The sequence below is a fragment of the Streptomyces sp. NRRL F-5122 genome (assembly GCF_001507435.1).
GTDB lineage: Bacteria > Actinomycetota > Actinomycetes > Streptomycetales > Streptomycetaceae > Streptomyces > Streptomyces lannensis.
The window spans coordinates 50844-77623 of record NZ_LMWH01000117.1 but is presented as its reverse complement, the minus strand read 5'-3'; the positions used below and the strand labels follow the sequence as shown (position 1 = coordinate 77623).

Annotated in this window: 20 protein-coding genes and 2 pseudogenes; 9 read left to right on the top strand and 13 right to left on the bottom strand. The window is 67.8% G+C overall.

The annotated features are described in order from the left end of the window. Nucleotides 1-295: 295 nt before the first annotated feature. Nucleotides 296-964: a Type 1 glutamine amidotransferase-like domain-containing protein gene (locus ADL25_RS15250; protein ID WP_059128271.1), complete on the bottom strand. Its 669-nt coding sequence runs from the start codon at nucleotides 962-964 to the stop codon at nucleotides 296-298. A 214-nt stretch (nucleotides 965-1178) separates the two neighbouring features. Next, nucleotides 1179-2102 carry an NmrA family NAD(P)-binding protein gene (locus tag ADL25_RS15240; RefSeq protein ID WP_059128269.1) on the bottom strand — a complete coding sequence of 308 codons (924 nt, stop codon included), beginning with the start codon at nucleotides 2100-2102 and terminating at the stop codon, nucleotides 1179-1181. A gap of 101 nt (nucleotides 2103-2203) precedes the next feature. On the opposite strand from ADL25_RS15240, the gene ADL25_RS15235 reads away from it, so the two are divergent. Together ADL25_RS15235 and ADL25_RS15230 are read left to right on the top strand one after the other, a co-directional pair. After that, on the top strand, nucleotides 2204-2770 hold the full coding sequence (locus ADL25_RS15235; RefSeq protein ID WP_059128268.1) for a TetR/AcrR family transcriptional regulator: 567 nt from the start codon (nucleotides 2204-2206) through the stop codon (nucleotides 2768-2770). Between the two features lie 572 nt (nucleotides 2771-3342). After that, a complete protein-coding gene (locus tag ADL25_RS15230; RefSeq protein ID WP_063805649.1) occupies nucleotides 3343-5172 on the top strand; it encodes an MFS transporter in 1830 nt (609 codons plus the stop codon). A 157-nt stretch (nucleotides 5173-5329) separates the two neighbouring features. Here the strand turns inward: ADL25_RS15230 and ADL25_RS15225 are convergent, their stop codons facing one another. Continuing rightward, the gene (locus tag ADL25_RS15225) at nucleotides 5330-6526 is read right to left on the bottom strand and encodes an MFS transporter (protein WP_059128315.1); all 1197 of its coding nucleotides are present in this window, start codon (nucleotides 6524-6526) and stop codon (nucleotides 5330-5332) included. An 89-nt stretch (nucleotides 6527-6615) separates the two neighbouring features. Between ADL25_RS15225 and ADL25_RS15220 the strand changes: the two genes are divergently transcribed. Further along, nucleotides 6616-7377 (top strand): DeoR/GlpR family DNA-binding transcription regulator, encoded by a 762-nt coding sequence (locus ADL25_RS15220; protein WP_059128314.1) that lies wholly within the window; start codon nucleotides 6616-6618, stop codon nucleotides 7375-7377. Nucleotides 7378-7670: 293 nt separating this feature from the next. Here the strand turns inward: ADL25_RS15220 and ADL25_RS15215 are convergent, their stop codons facing one another. The 3 genes from ADL25_RS15215 to ADL25_RS15205 all read right to left on the bottom strand — a co-directional run bounded on the left by ADL25_RS15215 (nucleotide 7671) and on the right by ADL25_RS15205 (nucleotide 11833). Continuing rightward, nucleotides 7671-9557, bottom strand: coding sequence for an SMI1/KNR4 family protein (locus ADL25_RS15215; protein WP_059128267.1), 1887 nt, complete (start codon nucleotides 9555-9557; stop codon nucleotides 7671-7673). Between the two features lie 91 nt (nucleotides 9558-9648). Then, nucleotides 9649-10539 carry an RNA polymerase sigma factor gene (locus ADL25_RS15210; protein WP_159044931.1) on the bottom strand — a complete coding sequence of 297 codons (891 nt, stop codon included), beginning with the start codon at nucleotides 10537-10539 and terminating at the stop codon, nucleotides 9649-9651. A gap of 646 nt (nucleotides 10540-11185) precedes the next feature. After that, complete coding sequence (locus ADL25_RS15205) at nucleotides 11186-11833, bottom strand: NAD(P)-dependent oxidoreductase (protein ID WP_059128265.1); 648 nt, start codon at nucleotides 11831-11833, stop codon at nucleotides 11186-11188. 88 nt (nucleotides 11834-11921) lie between these two features. Between ADL25_RS15205 and ADL25_RS15200 the strand changes: the two genes are divergently transcribed. Both ADL25_RS15200 and ADL25_RS15195 read left to right on the top strand, forming a co-directional pair. After that, the gene (locus ADL25_RS15200) at nucleotides 11922-12305 is read left to right on the top strand and encodes a winged helix-turn-helix transcriptional regulator (RefSeq protein ID WP_059128264.1); all 384 of its coding nucleotides are present in this window, start codon (nucleotides 11922-11924) and stop codon (nucleotides 12303-12305) included. A 475-nt stretch (nucleotides 12306-12780) separates the two neighbouring features. Beyond that, entirely contained in the window at nucleotides 12781-13002 is a 222-nt protein-coding gene (locus ADL25_RS15195) for a CarD family transcriptional regulator (RefSeq protein ID WP_059128263.1), read from the top strand. Nucleotides 13003-13424: 422 nt separating this feature from the next. Here the strand turns inward: ADL25_RS15195 and ADL25_RS15190 are convergent, their stop codons facing one another. Continuing rightward, on the bottom strand, nucleotides 13425-14237 hold the full coding sequence (locus tag ADL25_RS15190) for a helix-turn-helix domain-containing protein (protein WP_063805652.1): 813 nt from the start codon (nucleotides 14235-14237) through the stop codon (nucleotides 13425-13427). 63 nt (nucleotides 14238-14300) lie between these two features. Between ADL25_RS15190 and ADL25_RS15185 the strand changes: the two genes are divergently transcribed. Next, nucleotides 14301-14879 carry a TIGR03086 family metal-binding protein gene (locus ADL25_RS15185; RefSeq protein ID WP_059128262.1) on the top strand — a complete coding sequence of 193 codons (579 nt, stop codon included), beginning with the start codon at nucleotides 14301-14303 and terminating at the stop codon, nucleotides 14877-14879. 385 nt (nucleotides 14880-15264) lie between these two features. On the opposite strand, the gene ADL25_RS15180 is transcribed toward ADL25_RS15185, so the two are convergent. Continuing rightward, nucleotides 15265-15702, bottom strand: a complete 438-nt coding sequence (locus ADL25_RS15180; RefSeq protein WP_416070672.1) for a winged helix-turn-helix transcriptional regulator — start codon at nucleotides 15700-15702, stop codon at nucleotides 15265-15267. Nucleotides 15703-15841: 139 nt separating this feature from the next. On the opposite strand from ADL25_RS15180, the gene ADL25_RS15175 reads away from it, so the two are divergent. After that, nucleotides 15842-16714 carry an aldo/keto reductase family oxidoreductase gene (locus ADL25_RS15175; RefSeq protein WP_059128260.1) on the top strand — a complete coding sequence of 291 codons (873 nt, stop codon included), beginning with the start codon at nucleotides 15842-15844 and terminating at the stop codon, nucleotides 16712-16714. 273 nt (nucleotides 16715-16987) lie between these two features. Next, a pseudogene (locus ADL25_RS15170) lies at nucleotides 16988-18260 on the top strand (ISL3 family transposase). A 145-nt stretch (nucleotides 18261-18405) separates the two neighbouring features. On the opposite strand, the gene ADL25_RS51535 reads toward ADL25_RS15170, so the two are convergent. The 4 genes from ADL25_RS51535 to ADL25_RS15155 form a co-directional block, all read right to left on the bottom strand. After that, nucleotides 18406-18540: a hypothetical protein gene (locus ADL25_RS51535; protein WP_267889248.1), complete on the bottom strand. Its 135-nt coding sequence runs from the start codon at nucleotides 18538-18540 to the stop codon at nucleotides 18406-18408. Nucleotides 18541-18542: 2 nt separating this feature from the next. After that, on the bottom strand, nucleotides 18543-19421 hold the full coding sequence (locus ADL25_RS15165; protein ID WP_234380921.1) for an acetylserotonin O-methyltransferase: 879 nt from the start codon (nucleotides 19419-19421) through the stop codon (nucleotides 18543-18545). 390 nt (nucleotides 19422-19811) lie between these two features. Further along, nucleotides 19812-20606 (bottom strand): SDR family NAD(P)-dependent oxidoreductase, encoded by a 795-nt coding sequence (locus ADL25_RS15160; protein ID WP_059128259.1) that lies wholly within the window; start codon nucleotides 20604-20606, stop codon nucleotides 19812-19814. Between the two features lie 85 nt (nucleotides 20607-20691). Next, on the bottom strand, nucleotides 20692-21267 hold the full coding sequence (locus tag ADL25_RS15155; protein ID WP_059128258.1) for a TetR/AcrR family transcriptional regulator: 576 nt from the start codon (nucleotides 21265-21267) through the stop codon (nucleotides 20692-20694). 694 nt (nucleotides 21268-21961) lie between these two features. On the opposite strand from ADL25_RS15155, the pseudogene ligA reads away from it, so the two are divergent. Continuing rightward, nucleotides 21962-24006: pseudogene (gene ligA / locus ADL25_RS15150) on the top strand (NAD-dependent DNA ligase LigA). A 263-nt stretch (nucleotides 24007-24269) separates the two neighbouring features. Here ligA and ADL25_RS15145 read toward each other — a convergent pair. Beyond that, on the bottom strand, nucleotides 24270-26687 hold the full coding sequence (locus ADL25_RS15145; RefSeq protein WP_059128257.1) for a glycosyl hydrolase family 95 catalytic domain-containing protein: 2418 nt from the start codon (nucleotides 26685-26687) through the stop codon (nucleotides 24270-24272). Nucleotides 26688-26780 lie beyond the last annotated feature (93 nt).

The window sequence follows — 26780 nt, the reverse complement described above, 5'->3', positions numbered from 1 at the left end:
GTCGCCACCCAGGATCGTGCCGGTTCTGTCGGGCTGGTGGTGACCACGGTGAGCTGGTGGCGGTCCCTCCCTCGCTGTCCGCGGGATCGCTGCGCCCCAGCGGCGGGGTCGGCGACCGTCGGGCGCCCCACACACGGGTTGCTTCGGGGCATTCCTCCTTGTCACCCCGGTGGTGCGACTCCGACCCGGGTACCGCCACCGTACGGCTGCTGCGCAACGCTCACGGGCAGCCCGTGACCGTGCTCGCCCCCGGCGTCTCCGCCCGCAGCCGTTCACTCGGGGGAGAGGCGGACGGTCATCGATGAAAACGCCACCGGCCCTCAGTTACGACATCGACCTCGTCGTCGCGGACGCGGACGGCCGTCTCGTCGTCGATGAAGTAGACCGGGAAGTCGGCCCGCTCGACGATCCGATCGGCCCAGGCGTCGTTCCGCTCCGGGAAGTGCGGTGAGTACAGGTGGGGTTTGAGATACCAGTCGAAGAGTCCGAACGGCGGCCGCACCGTCGTTGCGCCTAGCGCGTGCAGATCTGCGGTGTCGCCGATGACGTCGGCCGAGTGTTCGCTGAGATGCTGGCTGAAGATCATCGATCCGGCGCTCACGCCCACGTAGACCCGGTCCTGCAGCACGTCGAGGAACGCGTCGGCCAGGCCGTTGCCGGTGATGCTGCGCGCGAGGTGGTAGGGGTTGCCGCCATGGACGTAAATGACGTCTGCGTGCGAGAGCCGGTCCACGACCATTTCCCGGGGCAGACCGTTGAGTTCCAGGAGGTCGAGCTCCCGCCAGCCAAGGCTGTGCAAGCGGCTGAGATCTTCCACGAACCACCCGTGATCGCCTGGCTCGGCGACGGACGCGGTGGGGATGCAGACAAGCTTCGCCGACGTGAACGGCTTTCCCAGCATGTCCCGGAGCGCGATGCGCTGCGTCTCGTTGCGCAGACCGCTCGCCGTCAGCAGAAACTTCATCGGCCGAGTCAATCACTGGCAGCGCGTGCGATCAACACGCGAGGAACCGTCCCGCACTCAAGGGTCTCTGAGGGCGGCTTCGAGGGCTGAGCCCAGCCGTTCGGAAGGCGGATCGCCCGGGTGACCTCGTCCCCGAGTGCGAGGATGTCCGCAATGAGGTTCAGCAGCTCCGGCTCGTCGTCCATCATCCGACGCGAGAGAGGAAGATGGTGGGTCAGGCTTTTGCTCGCATGTGCTTCTGTGCCCATGCCTCGAAGCTGGTGAGGGGGATTCCGAGGTCCCTGGCGTACTGCGGGCGGCCCGGCTGGCCGGCCACGTTGAGCCACTCGTGGGTAGCGCCCATGGCTGGCATTCCGGCGGCGAGAGCCTCCTCCTCGGTCATGTTCGGTGCGGTCAGTGGCGTGTCCAGGGCGCGGGAGAGCGTCTCGGCGATGTCCGTCATCGACAGGTAGTCGCCGGCCAGTTCCAGCTCGATTCCGTCGAATCGCTCCGGCGCGGCGATGGCCGCGGCGGCTGCCCTGCCGATGTCATCCACCGCGACCAGGGACAGGTGGGTCCCGGGGTTCAGGACGCTGACCAGGCCGCCCTCGATGCCGCGCGGGAAGAGGAACGCCATGGACGGGAGGAAGTTCTCCATGAAGAAGCCCGGCTTGAGGAGCGTCCAGTGGGGGAAGCCGGCCGCGCGGAGCCGGTCTTGGATGGCGTTTTTGGCGCCCAGGGTGGGTTCCATCGAGGCCCAGCGGCCCTCGGCCCACCCGGGGGTTTCGGTGTGTTGACCCGCTCCGGTGACCGACGTGTGCACGAACTGCGGCACTCCGGCGGCCATGGCGCCCTCGATGAGGTTGACGCCCTGGGCCACCTCGCCGTCGAAATCGAAGCCTTCCGCGGTCACAGCGGGCATTTGCACGGAGAAGACGGCGCGAGCACCCTCGGCGGCGCGTATCACCGAATCGCGATCGTGAAGATCGCCGGTGGCCAGGTCGACGCCGAGCGCTTCGACGGCCTTGGCCCGGTCGGTGCCGGGGTCGCGCACCAGGGCGCGGACGGGAACGCCCGCTGCCCGCAGCGCGCGGGTGGTGGCCCCACCCTGTCGGCCGGTGGCGCCGGTGACCAGGACAGGCGCGGAATCTGCGGACATGGTGCTCCTCGGGTTCGACCAGTAAGTGGCGGGGTCCGCCGTTTTCGTGTCGGTTAGAATATGGCGGGCCCCGCCGCTTATCAATCCCTGGAGGTGACGCCATGCCCGACGGGTTGCGTGCTGACGCCCGGCGCAACTACGCGCGCATCCTCGCCGTGGCCGAGGAGGAGGTCGCCGCCCATGGAGCCGGCGCCTCACTGGAACAGATCGCCCGCACCGCAGGAGTCGGCTCAGCGACCGTGCGCCGGCACTTCCCCACCCGCCAGGCGCTGTTGGAGGCGGTCTCCCGGAAGCGGATCGAAGCCCTGTGCAGTCGCGCCCGCGACCTGGCCGGCAGCGGCGACAGCCGCAACGCGATGCTGGAATGGCTGAGTGACGTCGTCGCCTACTGCGTCTCCGCCCGGGGGCTGGCGGCCGCGCTGTCCTATGACGGCACCGGGGCGGACCCGGCGCACGAGAACGTCTGCTCGGCGGCACTGGAAGAGGCGGGAGACCCTCTGCTGCGGCGCGCCGCGCAGGATGGCGCGGTGGCGACAGGCGTCACTGTGGCGGACCTGATCACGTTGATCGTCGGCATCGCCCTGGCCACGGAGTCCTACCCCGACCCCGCCGACCGGGCGGACCGGTTGTTCCGGCTCGCCGTGGCGGGATTGAGCCCGCAGAGCTGAACAAGGTGCAGAGACGGCAAAGCCAAGAACGGGGGCCTGCGCCTCTCGTGGCACGCTCATCGCTGCGACACGTTCGCAGCGTCCGCCGGCCATGACCCGTCAGGGAGGGACTTGCCCAATGCTGTGAGTTGGTTGGTGACGTCGGCGGGTCACCCGGTAGCTGGGCGCGGGGTGTGAACGTGGGTGGCCCGTCGTAGCGTTTCGGTTTCGACGTTGAGCCGGTCCGCAACGCGGGCGATGTCGCAGGCCGTCGGGGCGAGTACGTGCTGTACGTGAGTTGTGATGAGTCCTCGGCGGCTGGGTCGGCGCAGGTCGGGGGTGCGGGTGTGCCGCGAGAGGGTGGCTTCGGCGCCGGCGCGGATCGCGTGCTCCGGTCCCTGCGTGCGGTCCGTCGTTGCATCAGCGGCGGCTCGCACAGCTGCGCGCCGACAGATCATGGACACATGGGTGTAACCTACACAAGATATGGTTGCTTAGGTATACTACCTAATTCGGTTCGCTGCCGCCTCGTACGCGAGCGGCGGACGATTCGGAGGAACGGACAAGTCGTGTCCCTACCTGACCAGGCACCTGTGGCTGCCTCCCCGGCGCTCGAGCGGGGCGGTCACTACAAGTGGATCGCGCTGTCGAACACCACGCTCGGCGTGCTGATGGTGATGATCAACCAGTCCATCGTGCTGATCGCCCTTCCGGACATCTTCCGGGGCATTCACCTCAACCCGCTGGACCCCTCCAACACCAGCTATCTGCTGTGGATGCTCATGGGCTTCATGGTGGTCACAGCGGTGCTGGTGGTGACCTTCGGCCGACTGGGCGACATGTTCGGCCGGGTGCGCATGTACAACATGGGCTTCGCCGTCTTCACCCTGTGCTCGATCCTGCTGTCCGTCACCTGGCTGCACGGCAGCGCCGGTGCCTTGTGGCTGATCGGCTGGCGCATCGTCCAGGGGATCGGCGGGGCGCTGCTCTTCGCCAACTCCACGGCCATCCTCACCGACGCCTTCCCGGTCGAGCAGCGCGGTACCGCGCTGGGTATCAACTCCCTGGCCGCGATCGCGGGTTCGTTCCTCGGGTTGGTCCTCGGTGGTGTCCTGGCCCCGATCGACTGGAAGATGATCTTCTTGGTGTCGGTGCCCTTCGGCGTCTTCGGCACGGTCTGGGCGTACCTCAAGCTGCGCGACACCGGGGTGCGGCAGCGGGCCCGGATGGACTGGTGGGGCAATGTCACCTTCGCCGTCGGCCTCATCTCCATCCTCGTCGGCATCACGTACGGCATCCAGCCGTACGGCTCGAGCACCATGGGCTGGGGAAACCCGTGGGTGCTCACCGCGCTGATCGGTGGCGCAGTGGTGCTCGCCGTCTTCGTGCGCATCGAGACGGTCGTCGCCGATCCGCTCTTCCGCCTCTCGCTCTTCCGGCTGCGCGCCTTCACCGCGGGCAATATCGCCAGCCTGCTGACCGCGCTCGGTCGAGGCGGCCTGCAGTTCATGCTGATCATCTGGCTGCAGGGCATCTGGCTGCCGCTGCACGGCTACAGCTTCGAACGGACACCGCTGTGGGCGGGCATCTACATGATCCCGCTGACCATCGGTTTCCTGTTCTCCGCGCCGGCCTCGGGCTGGCTCTCCGACCGTTTCGGTGCCCGCATCTTCACCGTCGTCGGCACCCTCGTCACCGCGGGCAGCTTCCTGGCGCTGATGGCCCTGCCCACCGACTTCAACTACTGGCTCTTCGCCCTCCTCCTGCTCGTCAACGGCCTGGGGTCGGGCCTGTTCGCCTCCCCCAACCGGGCGGAGATCATGAACTCGGTGCCCGCCGAATCCCGGGGCGCGGGTGCCGGAATGACCGCGACCTTCCAGAACTCCGCGATGGTGCTCTCCATCGGCATCTTCTTCAGCCTGATGATCGCGGGCCTCTCCCACACCCTTCCGGGGGCCATGCACGACGGGCTGGTGCAGCAGGGCGTGCCGGAGGGGCAGGCGCAGCAGATCTCCCATCTGCCGCCGATCGGGGTGCTCTTCGCGGCCTTCCTCGGCTACAACCCGTTCCAGCAGTTGCTCGGCAGCCACCTCGCCGTCCTTCCGGACGGCGGCGCCACCCTCACCAGCAAGGAATTCTTCCCTCACCTCATCTCCGCGCCCTTCCACCGGGGCCTTGTAGTGGCCTTCTGGTTCGCGGTGGTCGCTTGTCTCATCGCCGCCGTCTCCTCATTGCTGACCGAACGGGTCGACCGTAGGCGCGGGGTGAGGGCCCCCGAGTCACTCGGTTCCGAATTGGCGGCCGTGTCCGGCGAGGCCGGTCTCGCCCCCAGCGAGCTGGTGGTGCCGAGCGAGGACACCGCGACGACCGGTGCGGTCGGGGCCCCGGGAGGCGGGACGCCAACGGGTCGGCGGCCACGCTGAGACGCGGTCCGGGACGGTGAGGTTTCCTCAGCGGTGATCACCTCCGGATCCCGTCCCGACCCACTCGTTGCCGGTGGGCCCACTCTCACCGGGTTGACGACGGGGGTGAACGGTATGCCTGTGCGGCACGGTGTCAGGGGCCGTGCCGCACAGGCAGTCAGTGGCCGGTTCGTGCCATCTCGTGTGTGCGATCGGGGCCGGTGCGCAGGATTCCAGCGGTCCCAGCGGTGGTCACGCACAGGACGGTCAGCAGCAGGAACGTGCGGTTCAGCGCCGCGAGATGGGTCATCCAACCGATGATCGCGGGGCCGGCGAGCATGCCGAGGTAACCCAGCCCGGCAACGCGGGAGACGTTGGCGCCGGCAGCGGCGGGGTCGGCGTGCCCTGCCGCACTGAACAGCTGGGGCACGCAGCCTGACAGTCCCAGGCCGAACAGCGCCCAACCAGCGAGCGCCGCCCATATCCAGGGGGAGACGGCGACGATCGTGATACCGGCCGCGGCCATGGCCGAGCCGTAGCGAAGAACGGCCATCGGCCCGAACCGTGCGGAGAAGCGGTCGGCGAGCAGCCGGCCGGTGGTCATCGTCGCCGCGTAGGTGCCGTAACCGAAGGCGGCGGTACTCGCAGGCGCGTCGAGGATGTTCTTCAGGTGCAGGGCGCTCCAGTCGTTGGCGGCTCCCTCGCACAGCATGACCATCCAAGCCAGGGCGGCAAGCATCCAGATGCGCCCGGGCGCGGTGCGCTGCTTCGCTGCCGGTGCTCCCTCGATCTGCGCGCTGTCGGTGGCGGACGCCGCCGCAGAGGGCAGGAGACCGCGTGCCGACACCAACGCGGTCACGACGCCCACGGCTCCCACGGCGCCGAGCGTCGCGGCCGGACTCACGCCGGCGCTCGCAGCGCCCGCTCCTACGAGGGCGGCAACGACGCCACCGACGGAGAACGTGGCGTGGAAGGCCGACATGACGGGCCGGTTGTACGCCTTCTCCACGTGTACGGCATGGGCGTTCATGCTCACGTCGAGACAGCCGTTGCCGAAGCCGAAGACCAGCAGCGCGCATGCCAAGGTCCAGGGATCCCGGGCAAGGCCCGGCAGTACGAGAGCCGCAGCGCAGAGCGCGCCGGTGGCGGGGACCACGATGCGTGTCCCGAGACGGTCGGCCAGTCGGCCGGCCACCTGCATACCGACGAAGGCACCGAGGCCCAGCAGCACCAGCAGGCCCCCCAGCGTGGCGTGGCTGATGCCCACGCGTTCCTCGACGGCGGGAATCTGCACCACCCACATGCCGACCAGGGTGCCGTTGAGGATGAAGTAGACGAAGGTCGCCACTCGGGCGGCTCGCAGCGAACGTTCCATGCCGACGACCATAACGAACATTTGGCATGTTTGAAATACGCGACTTCGAACATGTTGAATGTTCGTTCTGTGTGGTGTTCAATCGCTGCATGAGCAACGCGGAGCGTCATAGGCTGATCGTGCAGGCCGTCAAGGAATCGGGCAGTGCCACGGTTGCGGAGCTCGCCGGGCTGACTGATGCCTCGGAGATGACCATCCGGCGCGACCTCGACACGCTGGCCGCACAAGGCGTCCTCGAACGCGTCCGCGGCGGTGCGCGCACCCTGCTGCTCAGGGGCGAGGAACCGCCCTTCGCGCTGCGCGCCCACGAGTCCATCGACGCCAAGCGCCGGATCGCGTCCGAGGTGTCCTCACTCATCGCCGACGGCGAGACCGTCCTTCTCGACAGCGGCACCACCTGCCTGGAAGTCGCCCGCCTGCTGCGTGGACGGCAGGTCACCGTGATGCCCCTGTCGCTGCAGGCCATCCACGTACTCAGCGACCCTCCGAGCGCAACCACGCTGCTGGTGCCGGGCGGACAGCCCCGTGCCGGTGAGGGCGCCCTCACCGGGCCCCTCACACTCGCCTCCCTGTCCGCACTGCGCTTCGACACCGCGGTCGTCGGCTGCTGCGGCCTGAGCGCCGCCGAAGGCCTGACCGCTTACGACCTCGACGACGCGGCAGTAAAAAAGGCGATCATCACCTCCGCACGCCGCATTGTCGCCGCCGCCGACGGCAGCAAGCTCGGCCACACCGCCCACGCCTACGTCGGCCCCTCCGCTCTCCTCCACACCCTCGTCACCGACACCACGGCCCCCGCCGACGAAGTAGCCGCACTCGACGACGCCGGCACCCTCGTCAAGACCGTCTGACAAGGTCGTTGCGCGGGCACACGTACTGCGATCCAAGTCCGTGGCCGGCTCCGAGTGGTAGCAGCACCGTATGGCCGTCATGGATCACATCGCCGATGCCGGGCTCAACGATGCCGCCCTCGGGGTGTCCTGCGGACGCACCGTTACAAGGTGCAGTCAGCCACCGGCCGGTACCAGCGTCCGGCTACGCCCGGGACGCCGAGCGCGCAGACCACGACCGACCCCCGGGAAGGAGTGAACGACCGCCCTGCCGACAACACGGCGGTCACCGACCCTGCGGCCAAGCGATGAGTTCAGGGCCGACGCCGCACGAAGACGGCGTAGGCAAACCCCTCGCCCGCGCGTGGCGCCCGGGTCCACGACCGGGTGGTGAAGGTGCTGAGCCTGCCTTGGGTCATCGCGAAGCGGGGGAGCGAGAGCCCGAGTTCGGTGTGCATGGCCTCCAACAGACGTAGTTCACAGTCCGGTTCACTGTCCTCGGGACGGAACAGTCGCGCGGGGTCCAGGGCCTCGGGTATCGCGCCGGAGCGCTGGATCTCCGTACCCCGCACGGTGAACGCGTAGAGCTCCTCACCCTGTTCGGCCACCGACAGGTGGAAGGCGGGCGGGTGTTGGCGCGGGGACGAGCGTCCTGGGTCACGCCACACCACCACCGCGCGGCCGGACGAGGAGGCGGCTGGAGCGGGGGACAGGAACCTCTCGTCGAGACGGCGATGGGAGTTGCCGTCGAAGGCGAAGGCCCACGCTTCGGCGGTCCGGCCGACGGAGACCACGGCCCGGTCCTCCCACAGTTCGACGCCTTCCCGCTCGTGGGGGTTGGGCGCCCGCCAGGGCATCATGCGCCGATGTGCGGGTGTGCTCAGTTCGGCTCCTTCCTCGCCGATGAGGACAGTTAGGCGAGCGGGGTCGACTCCCTCGACCCAGACACAGCGGTATCCGTCGAACCGCTGCCCGTTCGCCGCAGGCTCCGTCAGCCAGGCAAGGCCTGGCGGATCGAGATCGGGCGCCGGCTCGGGAGCGGGTCCTGTCTCCCCGGCCCGCGGTGTCGCGAGGATTTCCCGCCCACGCTCCGGAGTGATCAGCGGACCCAGGACCGGATCGGCGAGCAGACCGATCGGAGCGATCAGCAAGGGGCCGGGCGCCTCCCACAGCGCAAGGGCGGCGCGCAGCACCCGCCACGCGGCGTCTGTCGCCCCCCAGCGGGCCGACTCCCGGGCCTCGGCGACGGCCCGGCCCCATGGACCTGGAGGCGCGTAGGAGTGGGTGCCGTCCCGCATCGCGCTCAGTACGGCCTCGGCGGTGCCCTGGTCGGCCCCACGGGCGGTCATCATTCTGAGCCAGTGGTCGTCCCCGCCCAGCCGCCATTCGCCGCGTGCCGGCGCCATGGCCTCCAACGGCAGAATCTCGGGCAGGTAGCGCGCGTCGGCCACCAGGTCGCCGTATCCCTGAGCGCTGTGCGGAGCCAGCAGATGCCGGAGCTGGTTCAACAGCGTCGCGCTCCGTGGCCGACCGAAGGACAGCGCCTCCTCGAGCAGGGGCAGGGCCTCCTCGTACCGTCCGCGCAGGGCCAGCAGCCGGCCCTCATCCACATGGGCGTCCTGGACGCGAGTGGTCGCGTTCACAAAGCCGGGCCTCCCCGCCCGGTCGGCTTGGAAACCGCGGTACTTGGCCTCCATGTACGCGCGGAACGACGGGTAACGGTCCGGCAGTTCACCGCTCCAACCCCGGTAGACGTAGAGCGCCCACTCGCCGTTCTGATCACTGTCGCCCGGGTCGAGCAGAGCGTGCGACATGTCCGAGTCCGTCTCCAGCTGCAGCGCCCGTCGCCACATCCCGGCCAGCAGGACGTCCTCCTCGCGCGGGTCGTCACCCAGATTCTCCTGATACAGCGGCGTCATGCCGTGTGGATCCCGGAACCAGCCGATGTCCTCGACACCGCCGAGCTGATAGACCCCGGCCGTCTCGTCCACGTGCCACCCGTCGCTCACGGCCAGGAACTCCCGGTACGAGGGTGGCAGCCGCCGCCCCAGCCGCTCCTCCGCCGCGACGATCGCCGCTTTGCCCGCCCCGGGCCTGCCCAGGGGGACGGCGCTCTGCGCATCGTCCTCGTCCTCGCGCGGTATCCACTCCTCCTGCCAACGTCCGAGGAACTCATGCCAGTTGAACGACTCGCCACTCATGGTCGAATGGTGTCACCAGGCACCGACAACGGTGCCGGCCTTTGTCCCCGTACAGCTGCGGCCAAGGGATGTCCGTGGCCATCCGCCCTGATCAGCGGCCTGGGTCACCCCAGTCGGGGCGACGGGCGCGTGCCCCTGTTCGCAGCAGCGGGCGGTGGGCGAGCATGAACAACAGCATGAGGCCGTACACGACTGCCGTTGCCCACAAGCCGTAGATCGCAGGCTGCGGCATGTCCGGCATCAGTTGGGGCTGAGGCTGTCCGTTGCGGCTGGCGGCGCTGTAGCGGTGGATGGTGGTCGAGCCCGCGGCACACAGCAGCACGGACGCAAGAGCGGCGGATACAGTCAGCGTCGCCTTCAAACCGGCCACGGCCCGCGCGCCGCCCGGTTTTCTGTCCACCCCGCCCGCGGAGTCCGCCTGGGTGCAGTTCAAGGCTTCGGTCGCCCACCCCGCCGCAGACTGCTGCGCAGGCAGGGTGGCCTGGGCCCGGTGTACGTCGCGACGATCGGAGATCACTTCACCGGCGTCGTCGATCGCCACACGGATGTCGGCCTGTGACTCCGCTGGTGGCTGCGCGTACTGGCTCGCCCGCCTCGCGTGGTTCTGGATCTCCCGTGTGATGATCCGGAAGAGGTATGCCTGGGGCTGCTCAATGGGGGAGGGGTTTCGGTATGCCTTGGCGAAGGCGTCCTGCACGACGTCCTCGGGGCTGACGAAAGTCTCGGGCACGTGCATTCCGCGCAGCTTCTTCCGGGCAAACCTCGTCATCTTGCCGTGGCGGCGTGCGTAGACCTCATCCATAGAGAGCTCTACCTCTTGGCCGACCTCATACATTGCGTCGCGCCGTCCTACCTCCCGAGGAGAGGCGAGTGGCTCGTCTCCGATGATTTCGTCCCTCCCACTGGCACAGTTGGTTTCCGCAGCGCTGTTGATCGGACCGGTGAGGCTCGGCACCGAAGAAGCCGGAGCGACGAGCACCACGGTGATGAGTTTCCGTTCAACCCCTTTGGCCGGCAGCCTTGTTGCCCCACCCGAGAGCGGCCGTGACCTGAGAAGAGAGTCGAACCTCGGATTCGCTCTACACGACGCCGGAGCTTACCCGCAGGAAGCCCGTATCGGCCGCGAAAGTGCGGTAAGGACTGCACGGCCATGCTGATTGCCTTGGAGAGCGAACCGGCCATGACTTCGCACCACGCCGTGGAAGTATTCCGCCCCAGGCCGGTCACACCTGGTGAGCTTCATCGCGCGTCGACGGCGTCATCCATGGCCAGTGGCCGTACCCGTGTGCCGTCGAGAAACCGGTGCAATACCACCACGGCCTGGCGGAACACGCCGAGCCTCCGGGCGCCGCGCCGGGTACCGATCCGGGCGCATTGCTGCTGGATGAGCCGGGCGCGCGGTGAGGACGCAGACCGTCTCGCGCCGCGCTTCCAGAGCGCAGGTGACGGTGATCGGATCGTCTGCGTCATTGGACACCCGAAACCCCTGGTGCAGGAGTCCGACCTTGGCAGAACCGACTTCCAGCAGGGGATTCGAGCTTCTCGGTCGCAGGGGCAGATGTGCTTCCAGGCAACCGGATCCAGCGCGCCAACCACAGCAGGTGACTACTACCTGGCCCGCGAAGGCTTCAGTGGCCGAGGTTGACCTGTGCCCTGTGATGGTCGCCTTTCTCGATCAGGTCGACGAAACCGAGGGCGTAGTCGGCGGCGGAGATCGCGCCGCCGTCCTCGGGCTGAACCGCGACGTCGCTGCCGAGCCGATACCGGCCCAGTTGTTCGCCGGGCACATGCGCGCCGAATCTGAGCGCCGGGCTCACAAAGACCCAGTCGAGTGTCGCGGGCGTGGCCGGGAGGTCCTCAGTGATGAGCGCCGCCCCGGCGCGGATCTCGTCGTGGAGCTCCGTGGGGATGTGGCTGAGGTCGGTGACGAAGCGATCCGCCCCGGGCGCGGGGCGCAGCGACGAGTAGCCGCCGACGACGAACAAGAGTGCGCCTGCCGCATCGGCCAGACGCGCGATGGTGCTGTAGACGTCGCGGAAGGTGCCGGCCAGTGGGCCGCGTGGGGCGAGTGCGGCCACTACGACGTCCGCGCCCTCGATGGCTGCCGAGAGCGTCGCTTCATCGGTGGCGTCGCCTTCGACATAGGTCACGTTCGGGATGGGCGCGTCGGGGAGCGAGCGACTCAGCGCGGTGACCTGATGAGCGCGAGCAGCGGCCTCAGCGACGATGGCCGAACCGGCATAGCCGGTGCCGCCGATGACGGTGATGCGAGACACGAGGTGCCTTTCTACGGGACCGGTGGCGTCGGGCGACGCACCGCGATTACCGTATGAGTGCAGCTCTCCTTTCGGAAGAAGGCACTTTGTGGTAACCACTCAGGACGAGTCGGTGCTCCGCGGCAGCCCCTACCGCGCGGACTGCCCGACCCGCCACATCCTGGACCGCATTGGCGACCGCTGGACGGTGCTCATAGTGGGTGCCCTCTGGGACGGCAGCGCCCGCTTCTCAGAGTTGCGCCGACGCATAGAGGGCATCTCGCAGAAGATGCTCACCCAGACTCTCCGCGGGCTCGAACGGGACGGGCTCGTGCGTCGCACCGTCTACCCCGAAGTTCCGGTCCGCGTCGAGTACACGCTCACTGAAGCGGGACTCACCCTGCGCGAGCCGCTGCGCGCGCTGGAGGAGTGGTCGATCGCGCACCTCGGCGAGGTGTCAGCGTCGCAGGAAGCCTACGACCGTACGGATTGAGCCTTTCCGGGCGAGGCAGTGGTCACCTGCTGTGGTTGGCGCGCCGGATCCGGTTTGCTGGAAGCAAGATCGGACTCCGGCACCAGGGGTTTGGGGTGTCCGGTGACCCAGACGATCCGATCACCGTCAGTTGCGCCCTGGAAGCGTGGCGCGAGACGGTCTACGTCCTCACCCGGCTCATCCAGCAGCACTGCGCCCTGGTCCGTAGCCAAGCCCAACCGGTATGTAGCCAAGCCCAACCGGTATAGCGTGAACCCACCCCGTTCACGGGGTGGAGGAGTCGCCGTGGACGACGGTCGTCGGCTGAGGTTCGTGCCGTAGCCGAGCCGGATGCAGAGCCAGCCACGGTCAGCGAAGGATATCTAGGGTTCATTTTCGCTCGAAACCCCTGGTCAGCGGCATGAACCGGTTGTTCTCGACCGGATCTGTGCCGACGGCCACAGCGAACTGGATACACGTAGACGCATAATGAGCCATGACAAAGCCTGCTGCGCAAAAGCGTCATCTGCCTACCAGCCCGTTCAAGGCCCCCGTCCCCCCGGCTCCCAAGCACTTCGCCGTGGGTGACCAGGTCACGCATGACATGTACGGCCTCGGCCGGGTGATCGGCATCGAGGAGGGAACCGCAGCGCTCGTGGATTTCGGCTCGGCGCAAATGCGGATCTTGAGCCCGTACGCCAAGATGACCAAGCTGTAGGGTCGCCGTGCCCGGTCACGGCACACCCAGGCCCCCGTCAGGGGACCTGTAACGAAAGAGAGACCGCTCATCGATCTGACCTCGCTGTTTTCCGCCTTGGAGACGCAGCCCTGCCGCCCCACCGCAGCATCGCCGCTTCCGACGACCAACCCCTTCCAGGCCCCTGACTTCGGGGAAGAGGAGACCTTTCCTCTCAAGGACGCACAAGAGTCCGCCTCGGACAAAGGTGCAGCGCGACCCAAGGCAAGTTAGGGCTGTCCGCGTCGCGCCCTCTCAGGGGGACATGTGGGAGACGATCCGAGCTTCACGCTGCTCTCGTCGACTACGGACACAGCTCTGCCCGGTTCATCCCGAAGCAACTCGGCTGAGCGTTTCACCTTGACGGCGCCGCGTGCCACAGCCAGCCGGTGGCTCGGGGTACTTCAGGCGTCGTTCCGGCGTCCCGCCGAAGACGCGTACTTCGCCGGGGAAGTGCCTATGCATGCGGTGAAGTCGCGGGTGAAGTGTGCTTGATCGGCGTAGCCCAACTCCGCCGCGAGAGCGGACCAGTCCTGCGGGTCGGTGGCCGCACGTGCGGCGGCTTCCTGCATGCGGGCTCGCCGGATCCCCCACTTGGGTCCGATGCCGACGTATTCGGCGAACAGCCTCTGCAACTGGCGCACGCTCATGTGGGCGATCGCGGCCAACTGGGACACCCGTAGAACAGCAGGGTCGCTGCCGATCGTTTCGACCAGCCCAGCCGCATCGTCGATGGCAGGGTCGGGCGTAGGCCGGAAGTCGCGCAGGAGCGTGGCTGCGAGGTGGAGCGCGGTGGGCACGCAGGGTTCGGTGATGATGGCGTCTGCTGCCGCGCGCGCTGCGGCGCCGAAGATCTCCTCGATGTCCAGAACTCGGTCGGTGAGGGTGGACACCGGGGCGGTGAGGAAGGGGCGGAAGCCGCCGGGTCGGAATCGCAGCCCGAGTGCCCGGCCGGTGCCAGAGATCTCTCGGGTGAACGTGCCGCTGACGATGCCTGTGATCTGGGCCTGCCCACCGGTGGTGAAGGTGAGGTGGACCACCGGGTGGGTGAGGACTTGCTGCCGGTGCGGTTCGGTGAGGTCCCAGTGGAGGATCCAGTACCCGTCCACGAACGGGGTCAGATCCGCCGGGGCCGGCTCGTGGTCGAGTCGGAACCGCTCAGCTGCGGTGCGCGGGTCGAGGATGGCCCGCTGTCGCGTTTGTTCAATACCCGTCATCGTCACCCTGTCTACCGTGCCTGACGGCGAGCGGGAAGGGATTACGTGGAGACGAGATCTGTGATGGCCCGAGCCGCCGAATCGGCGGTGGACATCGTCCGAGGGATCGGGCCGGACGCGTTCGACGAGTGCACACCGTGTCCGGAGCTGAAGGTTGGGGCACTCCTGAATCACCTGATCTTCTTGACCGGTGTGCGGGGGCACGCCGCGGGACTGAAGCAGGCCCCGCAGGCACAGAATGAAGTGACGGAGGGACACGCCTTCATCGCGGAGCCGGATTGGGCCGAGGCGTATGCCGCCCGGTCGGCGGCGACCGCCGCCGTCTGGAGCGCTCCGGAGGCATGGGTCGGCGAGACGGCGCTGACCGGGAGCGGGCGGATGCCGGCCCGCTTCATCGGTGGGATCGTGCTGGGCGAATGGCTGTTGCATGGCTGGGACCTGGCGGTGGCCACCGGGCAGAAACTGAACGTGGACGACGAACTCGCCGCAGTGCTGTACGAGGACATCGCCGGCAAGGCCGAGATGGCGAGGCAGTACGGGGTGTTCGGCCCTGAGGTCAGCGTGTCGCCCACGGCGCCGTTGTTTGACCGGGCTCTGGGAATGGCGGGCCGTGACCCGTCATGGAAGCGCCCGGCTGCGTAAGTGAAGGGGGCGCAAGCAATTCCTTGCGGGCGGATCGCAATCCACGGGCCCTGTGAAGTAGGGCAAGTTTTACGCCGCCTGGATGGTCCGCTTCCCCACGGGCGGTGTCGCGCGTCCGGAGGGGGTCAGTCGAAGTACCCAAGCGCTGTGTCCGGGCGAGGATGAGGCACGCTCGGACCTGTTGGCGCAGCGCGTCGAGCGCTCGGCCCCCGCTGAAGGGAACACAATTCGACCGATCCGTGAGGGCGTAGCAGTCTGCCGCGTCTTCACGGTCACCTCCGGTCGTTGGCCTTTGCCGCTGGCCACCCTCGGATATTCCAGGCTCATCGCAGTTGAGGGTGTAGTGCCGAGAATATGGAGCTATTGGAGGGTTGGAAGTGAGTCGTCAGGGGGTGCGAGTGTCGTAGTTCCCGCGGTTTGCGAGGACCTCGGCCATGTGCGTCTGGGCCCATTTTCTGAGCCCGCGCGTCATGTGGTGGAGCGAGAGACCGAGGTCGGTCAGCTCGTAGGAGACGGTGACAGGGACGGTTGGCGTCACGGTACGGGTGAGCAGACCATCGCGCTCCAGCGACCGTAGCGTCTGGGTCAGCATCTTCTGGCTGACCCCGGCCAGAAGTCGAGAGATCTCGGAGTAACGCATCGCCTTCGGAGCGTCTGAGTGTGCTGCGCCGGGCTGGCCAGGGCTGTTGTCGCCACCCAGCGCACACAGGATCAGGACGACCCACTTGTCCGAGATTCGGTCGAGCAGCTGCCGGCTGGGGCACCCTGCCAGGAACGCGTTGTACTCCACCTTGGCCTGAGCCCTCTTCTGGGCCGCCTTCATCGTCGTCACTGATCGCACCTCTCACCGATGGGTGGTTACGCACTCCAGAGTGCCTACTTCCCGACAGGAAGTTTCTCTCCAATGCTGATGCAGGGAGGCAGCAGGCGCCACCCCCAAGTGCACGACGAAAGGCAACAAGATGAGCACACCCTCCCTCTCTCTTCCCGGCGGCACCTGGACTCTGGGTGACCTGGCCCTCACCCGGTTCGGCTACGGCGCCATGCAACTGGCAGGTCCCTGGGTCATGGGGCCGCCCACCGATCGCGAGGGTGCCCTGGCCGTTCTGCGTGAAGCGGTCGACCTCGGTATCACCCACATCGACACCAGCGACGCCTACGGGCCGCGCGTCACCAACGAGTTGATCCGCGAGGCACTGCACCCCTATCCCGAGTCGCTGCACATCGTGACCAAGGTGGGCGCGACCCGCGACGAACAGGGTGGCTGGCCCACGGCCCGGCGACCCGAGGATCTGCGCCGCCAGGTCCACGACAACCTCAAGTCCCTCCGGCTCGAAGTACTCGACCTGGTCAACCTCCGACTCGGCAACGCCGAAGGTCCCCAGCCCGGCTCGCTCGCCGGGGCGTTCGAGACGCTCGTGGAACTCCAGCAGCAGGGCCTGATCCGCCACCTCGGGGTCAGCAACGCCACCGAGGGGCAGGTCACCGAGGCACAGAGCATCGCGCCGATCGTGTGCGTGCAGAACATGTACAACCTCGCCCACCGCCACGACGACAAGCTCATCGACCGGCTCGCCACCGAAGGCGTCGCGTACGTGCCCTTCTTCCCCCTCGGGGGCTTTACCCCGCTTCAGTCCTCGGCGCTCTCGGCGGTCGCCGCTCGATTGAAGGCGACACAGATGTCCGTCGCACTGGCCTGGCTGCTGCAGCGATCACCGAACATCCTGCTCATCCCCGGCACGTCATCGACAGCGCACCTGCGCGAGAACATCGCCGGCGCGGGACTCTCCCTCTCTCATGAGGACTTGACCGAGCTGGACGACATCAGCCGCTGAACGGCCCACAAGCCACGACCGAAGCCACCGTCCAAGTTTCGGCCCCGGTCACCTTCGCGTACCGGGGCCGAAGCAGCGATTCGCCCTCACCTGGTTGACTTCAGATCATCAACCGTCAGGAACTTGCGGCCACCGGCGGTGGCAGCTAACCCCGCGTCGGTGGCCGGGTAGGCGTCGAGGTCTCCCAAGGAAGGGGGTTCCTACACCAAGCCCATCCGGAAGACCTCGACGTTGCACGGCGCTACCCCTGAGGCGGGCTTCGCCCGCGCTGACATGACTACGTTCTGCCGCCTTGACGAGCTCGGGCTCGAAGTCACCGGTCAGCGACTCACCCCGGACCATGCGGTTCTCGCGTGCCGGGTCGTCAATTCCGATCAGTGGTGCCGCCGCTGCGGTTGCGAAGGCACACCGCGTGACACTGTGACCCGGCGGCTGGCGCACGAGCCACTCGGCCGGCGGCCCACGATCCTTCACGTCACGATCCGCCGCTACCGCTGCATCAACCGGGGGCACGTGTGGCGGCAAGACACCACCAAGGCGGCCGAGCCGCGGGCGAAGCTCTCGCGCCGCGGGCTGCGGTGGGCGCTTGAGGCCATCGTCTGCCAGCACCTCACCATCGCTCGTGTCGCCGAAGGGCTCGGGGTCGCCTGGACCGCCGCCAACGATGCCGTTCTGGCCGAGGGCAAGCGCGTCCTCATCGACGACACGGGCCGGTTCGACGACGTCACCGCGATCGGCGTCGACGAGCATGTGTGGTGCCACATCAGGCGTGGCGACAAGTACGTCACCGTGATCATGACCTGACCGGCAACCGCGACGGCACCGGGCCTGCCCGGCTGCTCGACATGGTCGAAGGCCGTTCCAAGCAGGCTCTCAAGACCTGGCTCGCCGACCGCGAAGAGCCCTGGCGCAACCGCGTCGAGGTCGTCGCGATGGACGGTTTCACCGGGTTCAAGACCGCCGCCAGCGAGGAACTGCCCGACGCGGTCGCGGTCATGGACCCATTCCACGTCGTGCGTCTGGCTGGCGACGCACTCGACCGATGCCGCCGACGTGTCCAACTCGCCATCCACGGGCATCGCGGACGCGAGAGCAACTCGCCCTATACCGCACGGCGAACCCTCCACACCGGCACTGACCTGCTCACCGACAATCAGAAGGACCGACTGGCCACGCTGTTTGCGAGCGACGCCCACGTTGAGGCCGAAGCCACGTGGGGGGTCTACCAGCGGATGATCGCCGCCTACCGCGAACCCGATCGGAGCAAGGGCCGAGAGCTGATGGCGAAGTTGATCGAGCGGTCAGCCAGGGCGTCCCGAGCGCGTTGAGCGAGATCATCACGCTCGGCCGGACACTGAAGAAGCGAGCTACCGACGTCCTGGCCTACGTCGAACGCCCGGGCACGTCCAACGGACCGACCGAGGCCATCAACGGACGGCTCGAACACCTCCGAGGGACCGCCCTCGGATTCCGCAACCTCACCAACTACATCGCCAGATCCCTACTGGAAACCGACGGTTTCAGGCCACGACTGCACCCTGGATAGTGAAGAGCCATATTCCAGAGTACGGCCAGCCGACATTTGCTTGACGTCGTGCCGTGCAGTGTGATGTCAGAACGGCACGATGTGATTCCTGCCCGTTTTGGGTGGCGTTCCCACGCCCCAGCTCAACTGCATGCTCCAGGGTGGATCACTTGGTGGCGTAGATGGTCGTGTATCCGCCGATGAGGGGACGAGAGTTCACCGTGGAGAAGCCGGCCTCCGCCAGCCAGGTGGTCGCATCCGCGACGGTGTACTCGGATCCACCCTCTGTGTCGATGAGCATGTTCAGCGAGACCATGAAGCCATAAGTGTTGTGGCGTCATCGATCATCGCATCGTAGACGATCAGTGTGCCCCCGTCCGGCAGGGCGTCATAGGCTTTGCGGAGCAGGAACTGTCGCTGCTCGAGATTCCAGTCGTGGAGAATCTGCCCCATGACGTAGACGTCGGCGGGAGGCAGGGGGTCGGCGAAGAAGTCGCCGCCGTGGAAGAAGAGGCGGTCGGACAGGCCGTGCGTGGCGACGAATTCCTCGAACACGGGGCGTACCGGTAGCAGTTCGAAGACGGTCCCGGTCATCTCGGGGTGGGATTGCAGCACTGCTGCGGGTACGGCCCCCAGAGCGCCACCGAGATCGACCACGTGCTGTCGGCCGCTCCAGTCGAAGTCGGAGGCGAGTGCTGCGGCCAGGGGTGTGCTGACACCGTTCATGCCGTTGAGGAAGTTGCGCCACGCGACGGGGTCTTGGCTGAGCGTTGCGAAGAACGGGGCCCCGGTGTGGGTGACTTCGTTCTGCTGGGTGCCGGTTCGCAGGGCATCGGTGAGGTTGTCCCAGAAGCCGAAGAGACGGGCGTTGGCCATTTCCAGGATTCCGCCGACGTAGGAGGGCTTGGCCCGGTCCAGGAAAATCTCGGCGGTGGGGCTGTTGTGGTAGATGCCTTCATCGTCGCGGTTCAGCAGGCCCAGCGACACCAGGGCGTCGAGGAAGTCTGCGGAAGATCTGGGGTGGAGACCCACTTCGGCGGCGATGGATGCACGATCTCGACCGCCGCGAGCGAGGACGGTGAAAATGTTCAACTCCACCGCGCTCAGTAGTGTCTTTGAAGCCATGAATCCCAGACCCAAGTGAAGGATCGGCTCGGGGGTGATCGATTCGTTGACGGACATGCTTGTCTCCAGTTGCTGAACGACAGATTCTCAGGTTCATCAGTGGTTGCGGCCTCGCATCGCTGTATGTCGCACGTGTGCGCCATGCATAGACCGGAGTGGGGTGAGCCGTGCCTCGGGAGCTGCCGACGATTTCATCGACCGGGTCGGCTGGGGGCGGGCGCGGATGAATTCCGCGCCTCTTGCCCGGTGTCGTGCGGCAACTCGGCGATCCGGCACGGACGGGGCCCCACGGTGGCCGGATGCGCGATGTCTGTCGCATGCGCCGCACTTCGTGCTCGTTCGGGGGGCAAATACCGCCCCGCAATGCTGAGTCGGGAAGGTCGAGCCCAGCCGGCGATGTCGCCGAGGACGGAGCGGGTCAGGGGAGGGTCCTGCCCGCAGGAGCGTTCAGAGGGTCTTGATCTGGCCGCCGTCGATGACCACCTCGGCTCCGTTGATGTTTCCTGCCACCGGTGAGGCCAGGAAGAGGGCGAGGTCGGCGACCTCCTGCGGCTCGGTGATACGGCCCGAGGTGATGCCCATGCTCTGAGGCACCACAACGTCCAGCGCCTCTTGCGCCGTGGTGCCGGCGGCTGCGGCCGTTGTGTCCGCAAAAGCGCCCGGAGCTGTCCAGAACGGTGTGCGCACGGGGCCGGGAGAGATCGCGTTGACGCGGATGCCCTTCGGCGCGAACTCCTCGGACAGCGACTTGCTCAGGTTGGTCAGCGCGGCTTTGGCTGCCGAGTAGTCCACGACCATGGGGAAAGGTGTCCGGGCGTTGATGGAGCTGATGTTGACGATTGCTGCGCCTTCGGCCTCGGCCAGGTGGGGGAGTGCGGCGCGACTGGCACGCACGGCGCTGAAGAAGGTCAGGTCGAAGATCCGCTGCCAGTCGGCGTCGCTGACCTCGAGGAATCCGTTGCGGGGTTCGGCGGCGCCGACGTTGTTGACGAGGATGTCGATCCGGCTGTGGCGCTCTGCCGCCTGACGGACCAGGGTCTCGGCCCCCTCCGGGGTTGCCAGGTCGACGGGCACGACCGTGACGTCGTAGGTCTTGGCCAGTGCATCGAGTTCGGGTGTGGAGTGGCGGCTGCCGGCGACGACGTGGACGCCTTCGCGGGCCATCGCCTCGGCCACGGCCAGGCCGATGCCCTTGCTGGCTCCGGTGACAACGGCGACCTTGTCCTTGAGATGCAGTTCCATGAGCATTCCTTTGTGGATTGATTGATACACAATTTTGGCAAGCGGCGGCCCGGCTCACGTGGTGTGAGTCGGGGCACGCCTGTGGTCAGTCCAGGGCGCGCATCGCCACGGTGAGGGCGTCCTCGGTGAAGGTACGGCCAAGGCGTGCCTGGCCGACGACTCGGAGGCCCTGGACGAATGTGGTCAGGAAGCGAGCCAACTCGACCGGGTTCTTGTCCGCCGACAACTCGCCCCGCGACTTCGCCCGCTCCAGGGCTCCCGCAAGTGACGACTCGACGTGTCGCATCGCTGCGGCAACGCGTTCGGTGGCCGGGGGTTGGTTGCCGCACTCGGTGGCGGTGTTGACCACGAGGCATCCGCGCGTGGGGTCGGCCAGATCGGCCTCGATCATGGTGACGAGGATCTGCCGCACCGCGGGCCGGATCTCGGTCGCCTGTTCGAGGATCTTCACCAGGTCGTCCGCTTGGAGGGCGGAGTAGCGATCGAGGGCGCGAAGGTAGAGCTGTTCCTTCGAGCCGAAGGCTGCGTAAAAGCTGCCGCTCCCGATGGACAGTTCTTTGAGCAGATCCTGCAGGGACGTCTCGGCGTAGCCGCGACGCCAGAACAGGTCCATCGCGCGGTCGACCGCCTGGTCGACGTCGAACTCCCTGATCCGTGCCATGCCGGGAAGCCTAGCACTCTTTCTGGATTGGTCAATACAGAAAGCGGCGTGCCTTGATCATCTACCCTGCATCCGCGAGGTGTGCTCCCCTGACCTGCAGCGATTGAGTTGCCCAGCGGACTCTGCTGCCTGCCTCGGGGGCTGGTGATGCATCCGGTGTGTAGTGCTGCGGCCCGTCGGCGCCTGGCTCTGTCCGGTCGGTGCGCCTCGCGCACGGAGGGCCGCGGCGCGCCGCCGAGGCGGACCGGCCGGCGCGGGAGATCGCCGCTCGCCCCCGTCGCAGACCTGACCGCTCCCGTGCTTCGGCACAGCGCGGTAAGGACCGATCACGACACGCACGAATACCTCACAAGCCCCCGCAGCATACGGTTCCGACCCTGACCGGGCCGCTCAGTGCCTCGCCAGCCGACTGGGATCCTCCGACGTACCCCCTGTGACTGGGCTCCACTCTGGCCAGTCTGACCAGGTAGACGCCGCGAGATGCGTCGCAGTGGCGTCAGCGCAGCGACGAGGCGTAATGGGGGACCGGTCCGGCAGACGGGGTGTCCTCCGCATGCGCCATCGTTCTGTACCCGGCGCCGACCACGACAGAGGCCGGGCGATGGCCGGGGTTGCCGCGTGGCCGACCGCCGGCGCAGCGCCTTGTGGAGGCGTGCGGAATCGCATTGTCAGACCCCCACGCAAGGATCAGCGCATGACGACAGCCGCACCTGCCCTTTCGCTGACCGACCGTGCCGCCTACGACCACGCGGTCGAGCAGGCCCTTGCCGCAAGCGCGGCGTACTACAAGGACGGGAACACCACTCTCGACGACGCCTCCTACGACGCCCTTGCCCGCGGGATCGCCGCCTACGAGGAGGCGTACCCCGACCACGTCCGGGCCGACTCTCCCACCGGGAAGGTCGGCGGTGGCGTGGCCCCGGTCGGCGATGTGGCGCACACCGTGGCCATGCTCTCCCTCGACAATGTCTTCGACGCCGAGGGCCTGGCGAAGTGGGACGCGTCCTTGGCCAGACGGATCGACCACCTGGTGCAGGGCGGGTACGCGGTAGAGCCAAAGCTGGACGGAGCCGCGATGGCGGCCCGCTACCGCGACGGGCGCCTGGTGCAGCTCGTCGGACGTGGAAACGGTACCCATGGTGAGGACCTCAGCCACGCGATCGGCTCCATCGTCGGCCTGCCCACGCAGGTTCCCGGCGGCGCCACCGTGGAGATCCGCGGTGAGGTTCTGCTGACCCGGGACCAGTTCGAGAAGGCGAACGAGACCCGCTCCGCGCACAACGCGAAGGTCTTCTCCAACCCGCGCAACGGCACGGCCGGAACCTTGCGGGCCAAGGACCGGCCGTACACCATCGAAACCACCTTCTTCGCCTACGGAGCGGTGGCGCTGGACGGCGTCGACTTCCTGACCGGCGCCGGCCACGAGGCCGTCATGGGCCAGGTCGCCGCGCTGGGCGTGCAGACCACCTCCGCCACCGATGTCGGCCTGCGCGTGTATGCCACCCTGGCCCAGGTGCAGGCCCGCGTCGAGGAGATCCAGCAGCTGCGCGCCGAGTTGCCGTTCGGGATCGACGGGGTGGTCATCAAGGCCAACGACTACGCCGAGCAGCGGACGGCCGGTTTCGGCACACGCCACCCGCACTGGGCCATCGCCTACAAGCTGCCGCCCGTGGAGGCGCAGACCAAGCTCCTCGCGGTCGAGTGGAACGTCGGCCGCACCGGTCACATAGCCCCGCGCGCCGTGCTGGAGCCGGTGGAGGTCGACGGCAGCACCGTCACCTACGCGACGCTGCACAACCCCGCCTTCATCCGCAACAGCGGCCTGAAGGTGGGCGACACGGTCGTGCTCTACAAGGCGGGAGACATCATCCCGCGCGTCGAGGCGCCCGTGGTGGCGCTGCGTACGGGCGAGGAGACCGACATCGTCCTGCCCGAGGCGTGCCCGGGGTGCGGCGGGGACATCGACAAGTCCGGTGAGAGGTGGGAGTGCGCGGGCGGGGCGAGCGGTGGATGCGGGAAGTTGCCGTCCCTGAAGTACGCCGTGGGTCGCGACCAACTCGACATCGACGGCCTCGGCGTCACCTATCTGGAGACTCTTGTCGACGCCGGTCTGGTCAACGATGTCGCCGATCTCTTCTTCCTGAGCCAGGAGCAACTTGCCGAGGCGACCGGAAGCGACAAGCGCGCCGACGCGCTGCTGGTCCAGCTCGCCAAGGCCAAGGAGCAGCCGCTGAACAGGGTGTTCTGCGCGCTGGGCGTCGTGCGGACCGGTAGGACGCTCTCGCGGGAGATCGCCCGTCACTTCGGCACGATGGACGCGATCCGGGCTGCCACACCGGATGAGCTGGCGGAGGTCAACAAGCTTCCTGGCGCGAACGCCCCAAGATCGCGGCTCACATCGCCGCACTGGGCCCGGTCATCGACAAATTGGCCAAGGCGGGGGTGAACATGGTGGAGCCCAGCGTCGGCGATGCGGAGACGGGAAGTCGGCCGCTGACCGGCGAGGCGGTCGTCGTCACAGGAGGCATGCACGGGCCACTGGCCGGCCGCAACCGCAACGAGATGAATGAGCTCATCGAGCGCGCGGGCGGGACGGCGTCCAGCAGCGTGTCGAAGAAGACGACCATCCTGGTCGCAGGGGAGGGAGCCGGGTCCAAGCTGGCCAAGGCCGAGCAGCTCGGCACCAGGGTGCTCTCCGAGGAGGAGTTCGCCGCCCTGCTCGCCGAGTACCTCGCCTGAACACCCCTTCACCGACGTCAGGCGGCCGTCCGAACCCGCACCTCCAGACGTTGACGCCGGCCGCGGCGGCACAGGAGCCCCCCTCCGCCTTGACGAGGTCTCCCTACAGGTCCGATCGATGCGCCCCACGGGGAGCTGCCGGGACGGGGGCGTCGGTACTCCCCTCAAGGTCCTGCGCTCTTCGCCCGTTATGCCTCCACCGCGAGGGCGCCGCCGCGCCCGACTCCATCGACAGGATCGACGCGGACGGCGCCCCCAAGGTGTCAGAGTGGCGTGATCACATACTCCCCGCCTGCCTCGGTCTCGAACACGGCGACAGTGCTTTCGGGGCGCTTCACCTCTGTTCGAGCGCCGCCCATGGAGTGCACGGTGACCGGTGCGGTGGTGCGCAGTCGTACGGTGCCGGTCTGACGCGCTGCCAGGTGGGCGTGGGCCAGAGCGCCGTCGCTCCAGGAGAGGCCGACGGTGAGGCCGCCGCGGGCGAGGAGGCCGGTGACCCGGCCCTCAGGGAGCTGCGTAGGCAGGGCGGGCAGCAGGTGGACCTCACCGGTGTGGGACTGAAGCAGCCATTCGGTCACGCCCGCGGTTGCCCCGAAGTTGCCGTCGATCTGGAACGGCGGGTGCAGGTCGAACAGGTTCGGGGCGGTGTGATCGGGGGTGAGCAGGTCGGTGAGGAGCTTGTAGGAGCGAGCGCCGTCTTCAGAGCGCGCCCAGAAATTGATCTTCCAGGCGAGGGACCAGCCGGTGCCGGCATCCCCACGCATCTCGAGCGTCTTCAGAGCTGCCTGGAACAGTTCCGGGGTGGTGCGCTTGGTGATCTGGTTGCTGGGGTGCAGGCCGTACAGGTGGGAGACATGGCGGTGCTGCTGCTCGGGCGCGCCCGCGTCCCAGTCCTGCTGCCACTCCTGCAGCTGTCCCAGCGCACCGATCTTCATGGGCGGCAGTTGGGCGCGGGCCTCGCGCACCCGGTCGGCGTACGGGCTCGTGGTGCCGAGCGCCGTGCAGGCGGCGAGGTAACCGTCGAAGAGGTCGCGCAGGATCTGGTTGTCCATCGTCGGGCCCGCACACGCGGACACGCCGGCGTGGTGCGCGTTCTCGGGCGAGACGGACGGACAGGTCACCAGGTAGCCGGTGGTGGGGTCGGGGACGAGCGCGTCGAGGAAGAAGCGGACCGCTCCCTCGACGACGGGCAGCCGGCGGCGCAGGGCTTCGCTGTCGCCGGTGAAGCGGTAGTGCTCCCATACGGAGGTGGCCAGCCAGGCGCCGCCGGTGGGCCACATGCCCCAGAAGGCACCGTCCACGGGCGCGGTGCCGCGCCAGGCGTCGGTGTTGTGATGGGCGACCCAGCCGTTCGCGCCGTACTGCACCCTGGCGGTCTTCTGTCCGGCCTGGGCGAGGTCGTCGAGAAGGGCGAAAATCGGCTCCCAGCATTCAAGAAGGTTGGTGGTGGGCGCGGGCCAGTAGTTCATCTCCGTGTTGATGTTGATCGTGTACTTGGAATCCCAGGGCGGGGAGAGCTGGTCGTTCCAGATGCCCTGCAGGTTGGCGGGCTGGGTGCCGGGACGGGAGGAGGCGATGAGCAGGTAGCGGCCGAACTGGTAGTGCAGGGCGACCAGTTGAGGGTCATCCCCCTGGGCGAACGCGGCCACCCGTTCATCGGTCGGTGCGTCGGCCGCCTCCGTGGCGCCGAGGTCGAGCGTGACCCGGCGGAAGAGGGCGCGGTGGTCGCGCACATGCCGGGAGCGCAACTGTCCGTACGGGGTGTCGGCGGCGGCGTTCAGAGGGCGCTCGGCGCGGGCGCGGTGGTCGCCGGAGGCGTCCCGGTAGTCGTTGTAGCTGGTGCCGACGGACACCAGCAGGGTCACCGCGTCGGCCCCGTCCACGGTGAGCGTGCCGTTCTCGCTGCGTACGGAGCCCCCTTCGGCGCGGGCTCGGACCAGGGCGCGGAAGCGGACGCGGCCGGTGACCCCCTCACGTGTCTGCCCGGTCCCTTCCAGGGCGGCGGTGATCCGGTCCGGGGACGACGTCTGGGCCTGCTGGGGGCTGTCGAAGGCGGCGGTGAGCGACAGGACACCGGGGGTGCCGGCGGTCAGCCGCACCACGATCACCTGGTCGGCATGGCTGGCGAATACCTCGCGACGGTATGCCACTCCATTGCGGGCGTACGTCGTGGTCGCCACAGCTGTGTCCAGGTCCAACTCACGGCGGTAGGAGCTGACTTCACCTGTACCCGGAAAGGTCAGGCGCAGGTTGCCGACCGTCTGGTACATCAACTCCCCGACCGGGTTGCCCATGAAGGTGGAGTTGATCAGATCCTGAGCGGAGTTCCACTCGCCGGCGAAGACCCGGCGCCGGATTTCCGGGAGGTTCGCCAGGCCCTTGGGGTTGGCGGGTTCGTAGGGGCCTCCCGCCCACAGGGTGTCCTCGTTGAGCTGGAGCAGTTCGGTGTCGATTCCGCCGAACACCATGGTGCCGAGGCGGCCGTTGCCGAGCGGCAACGCTTCCAGCCACTGGCTTGCGGGCTCGTCGTACCACAGGGCGAGGCGCGAGGCCTCCGGCGTGGCGGCATCCTCCGCTTTAGATGCGGTCTGCGACGCCGTGGACGCCACAGCGGGTGGGAGGCCGACGGCGAGCGCGGCGGAGGTGGCTGCGGAGGTGACGAGAAATTCTCTTCGTTCCATGGGAATGCCTGCCTTTCGATCGCGGGTGGGGCCGGTCATTCGGGTGTGTGCAACTTTGGGGCAGCGAACGCCGCTTGACGCGGGCTCGCTGCT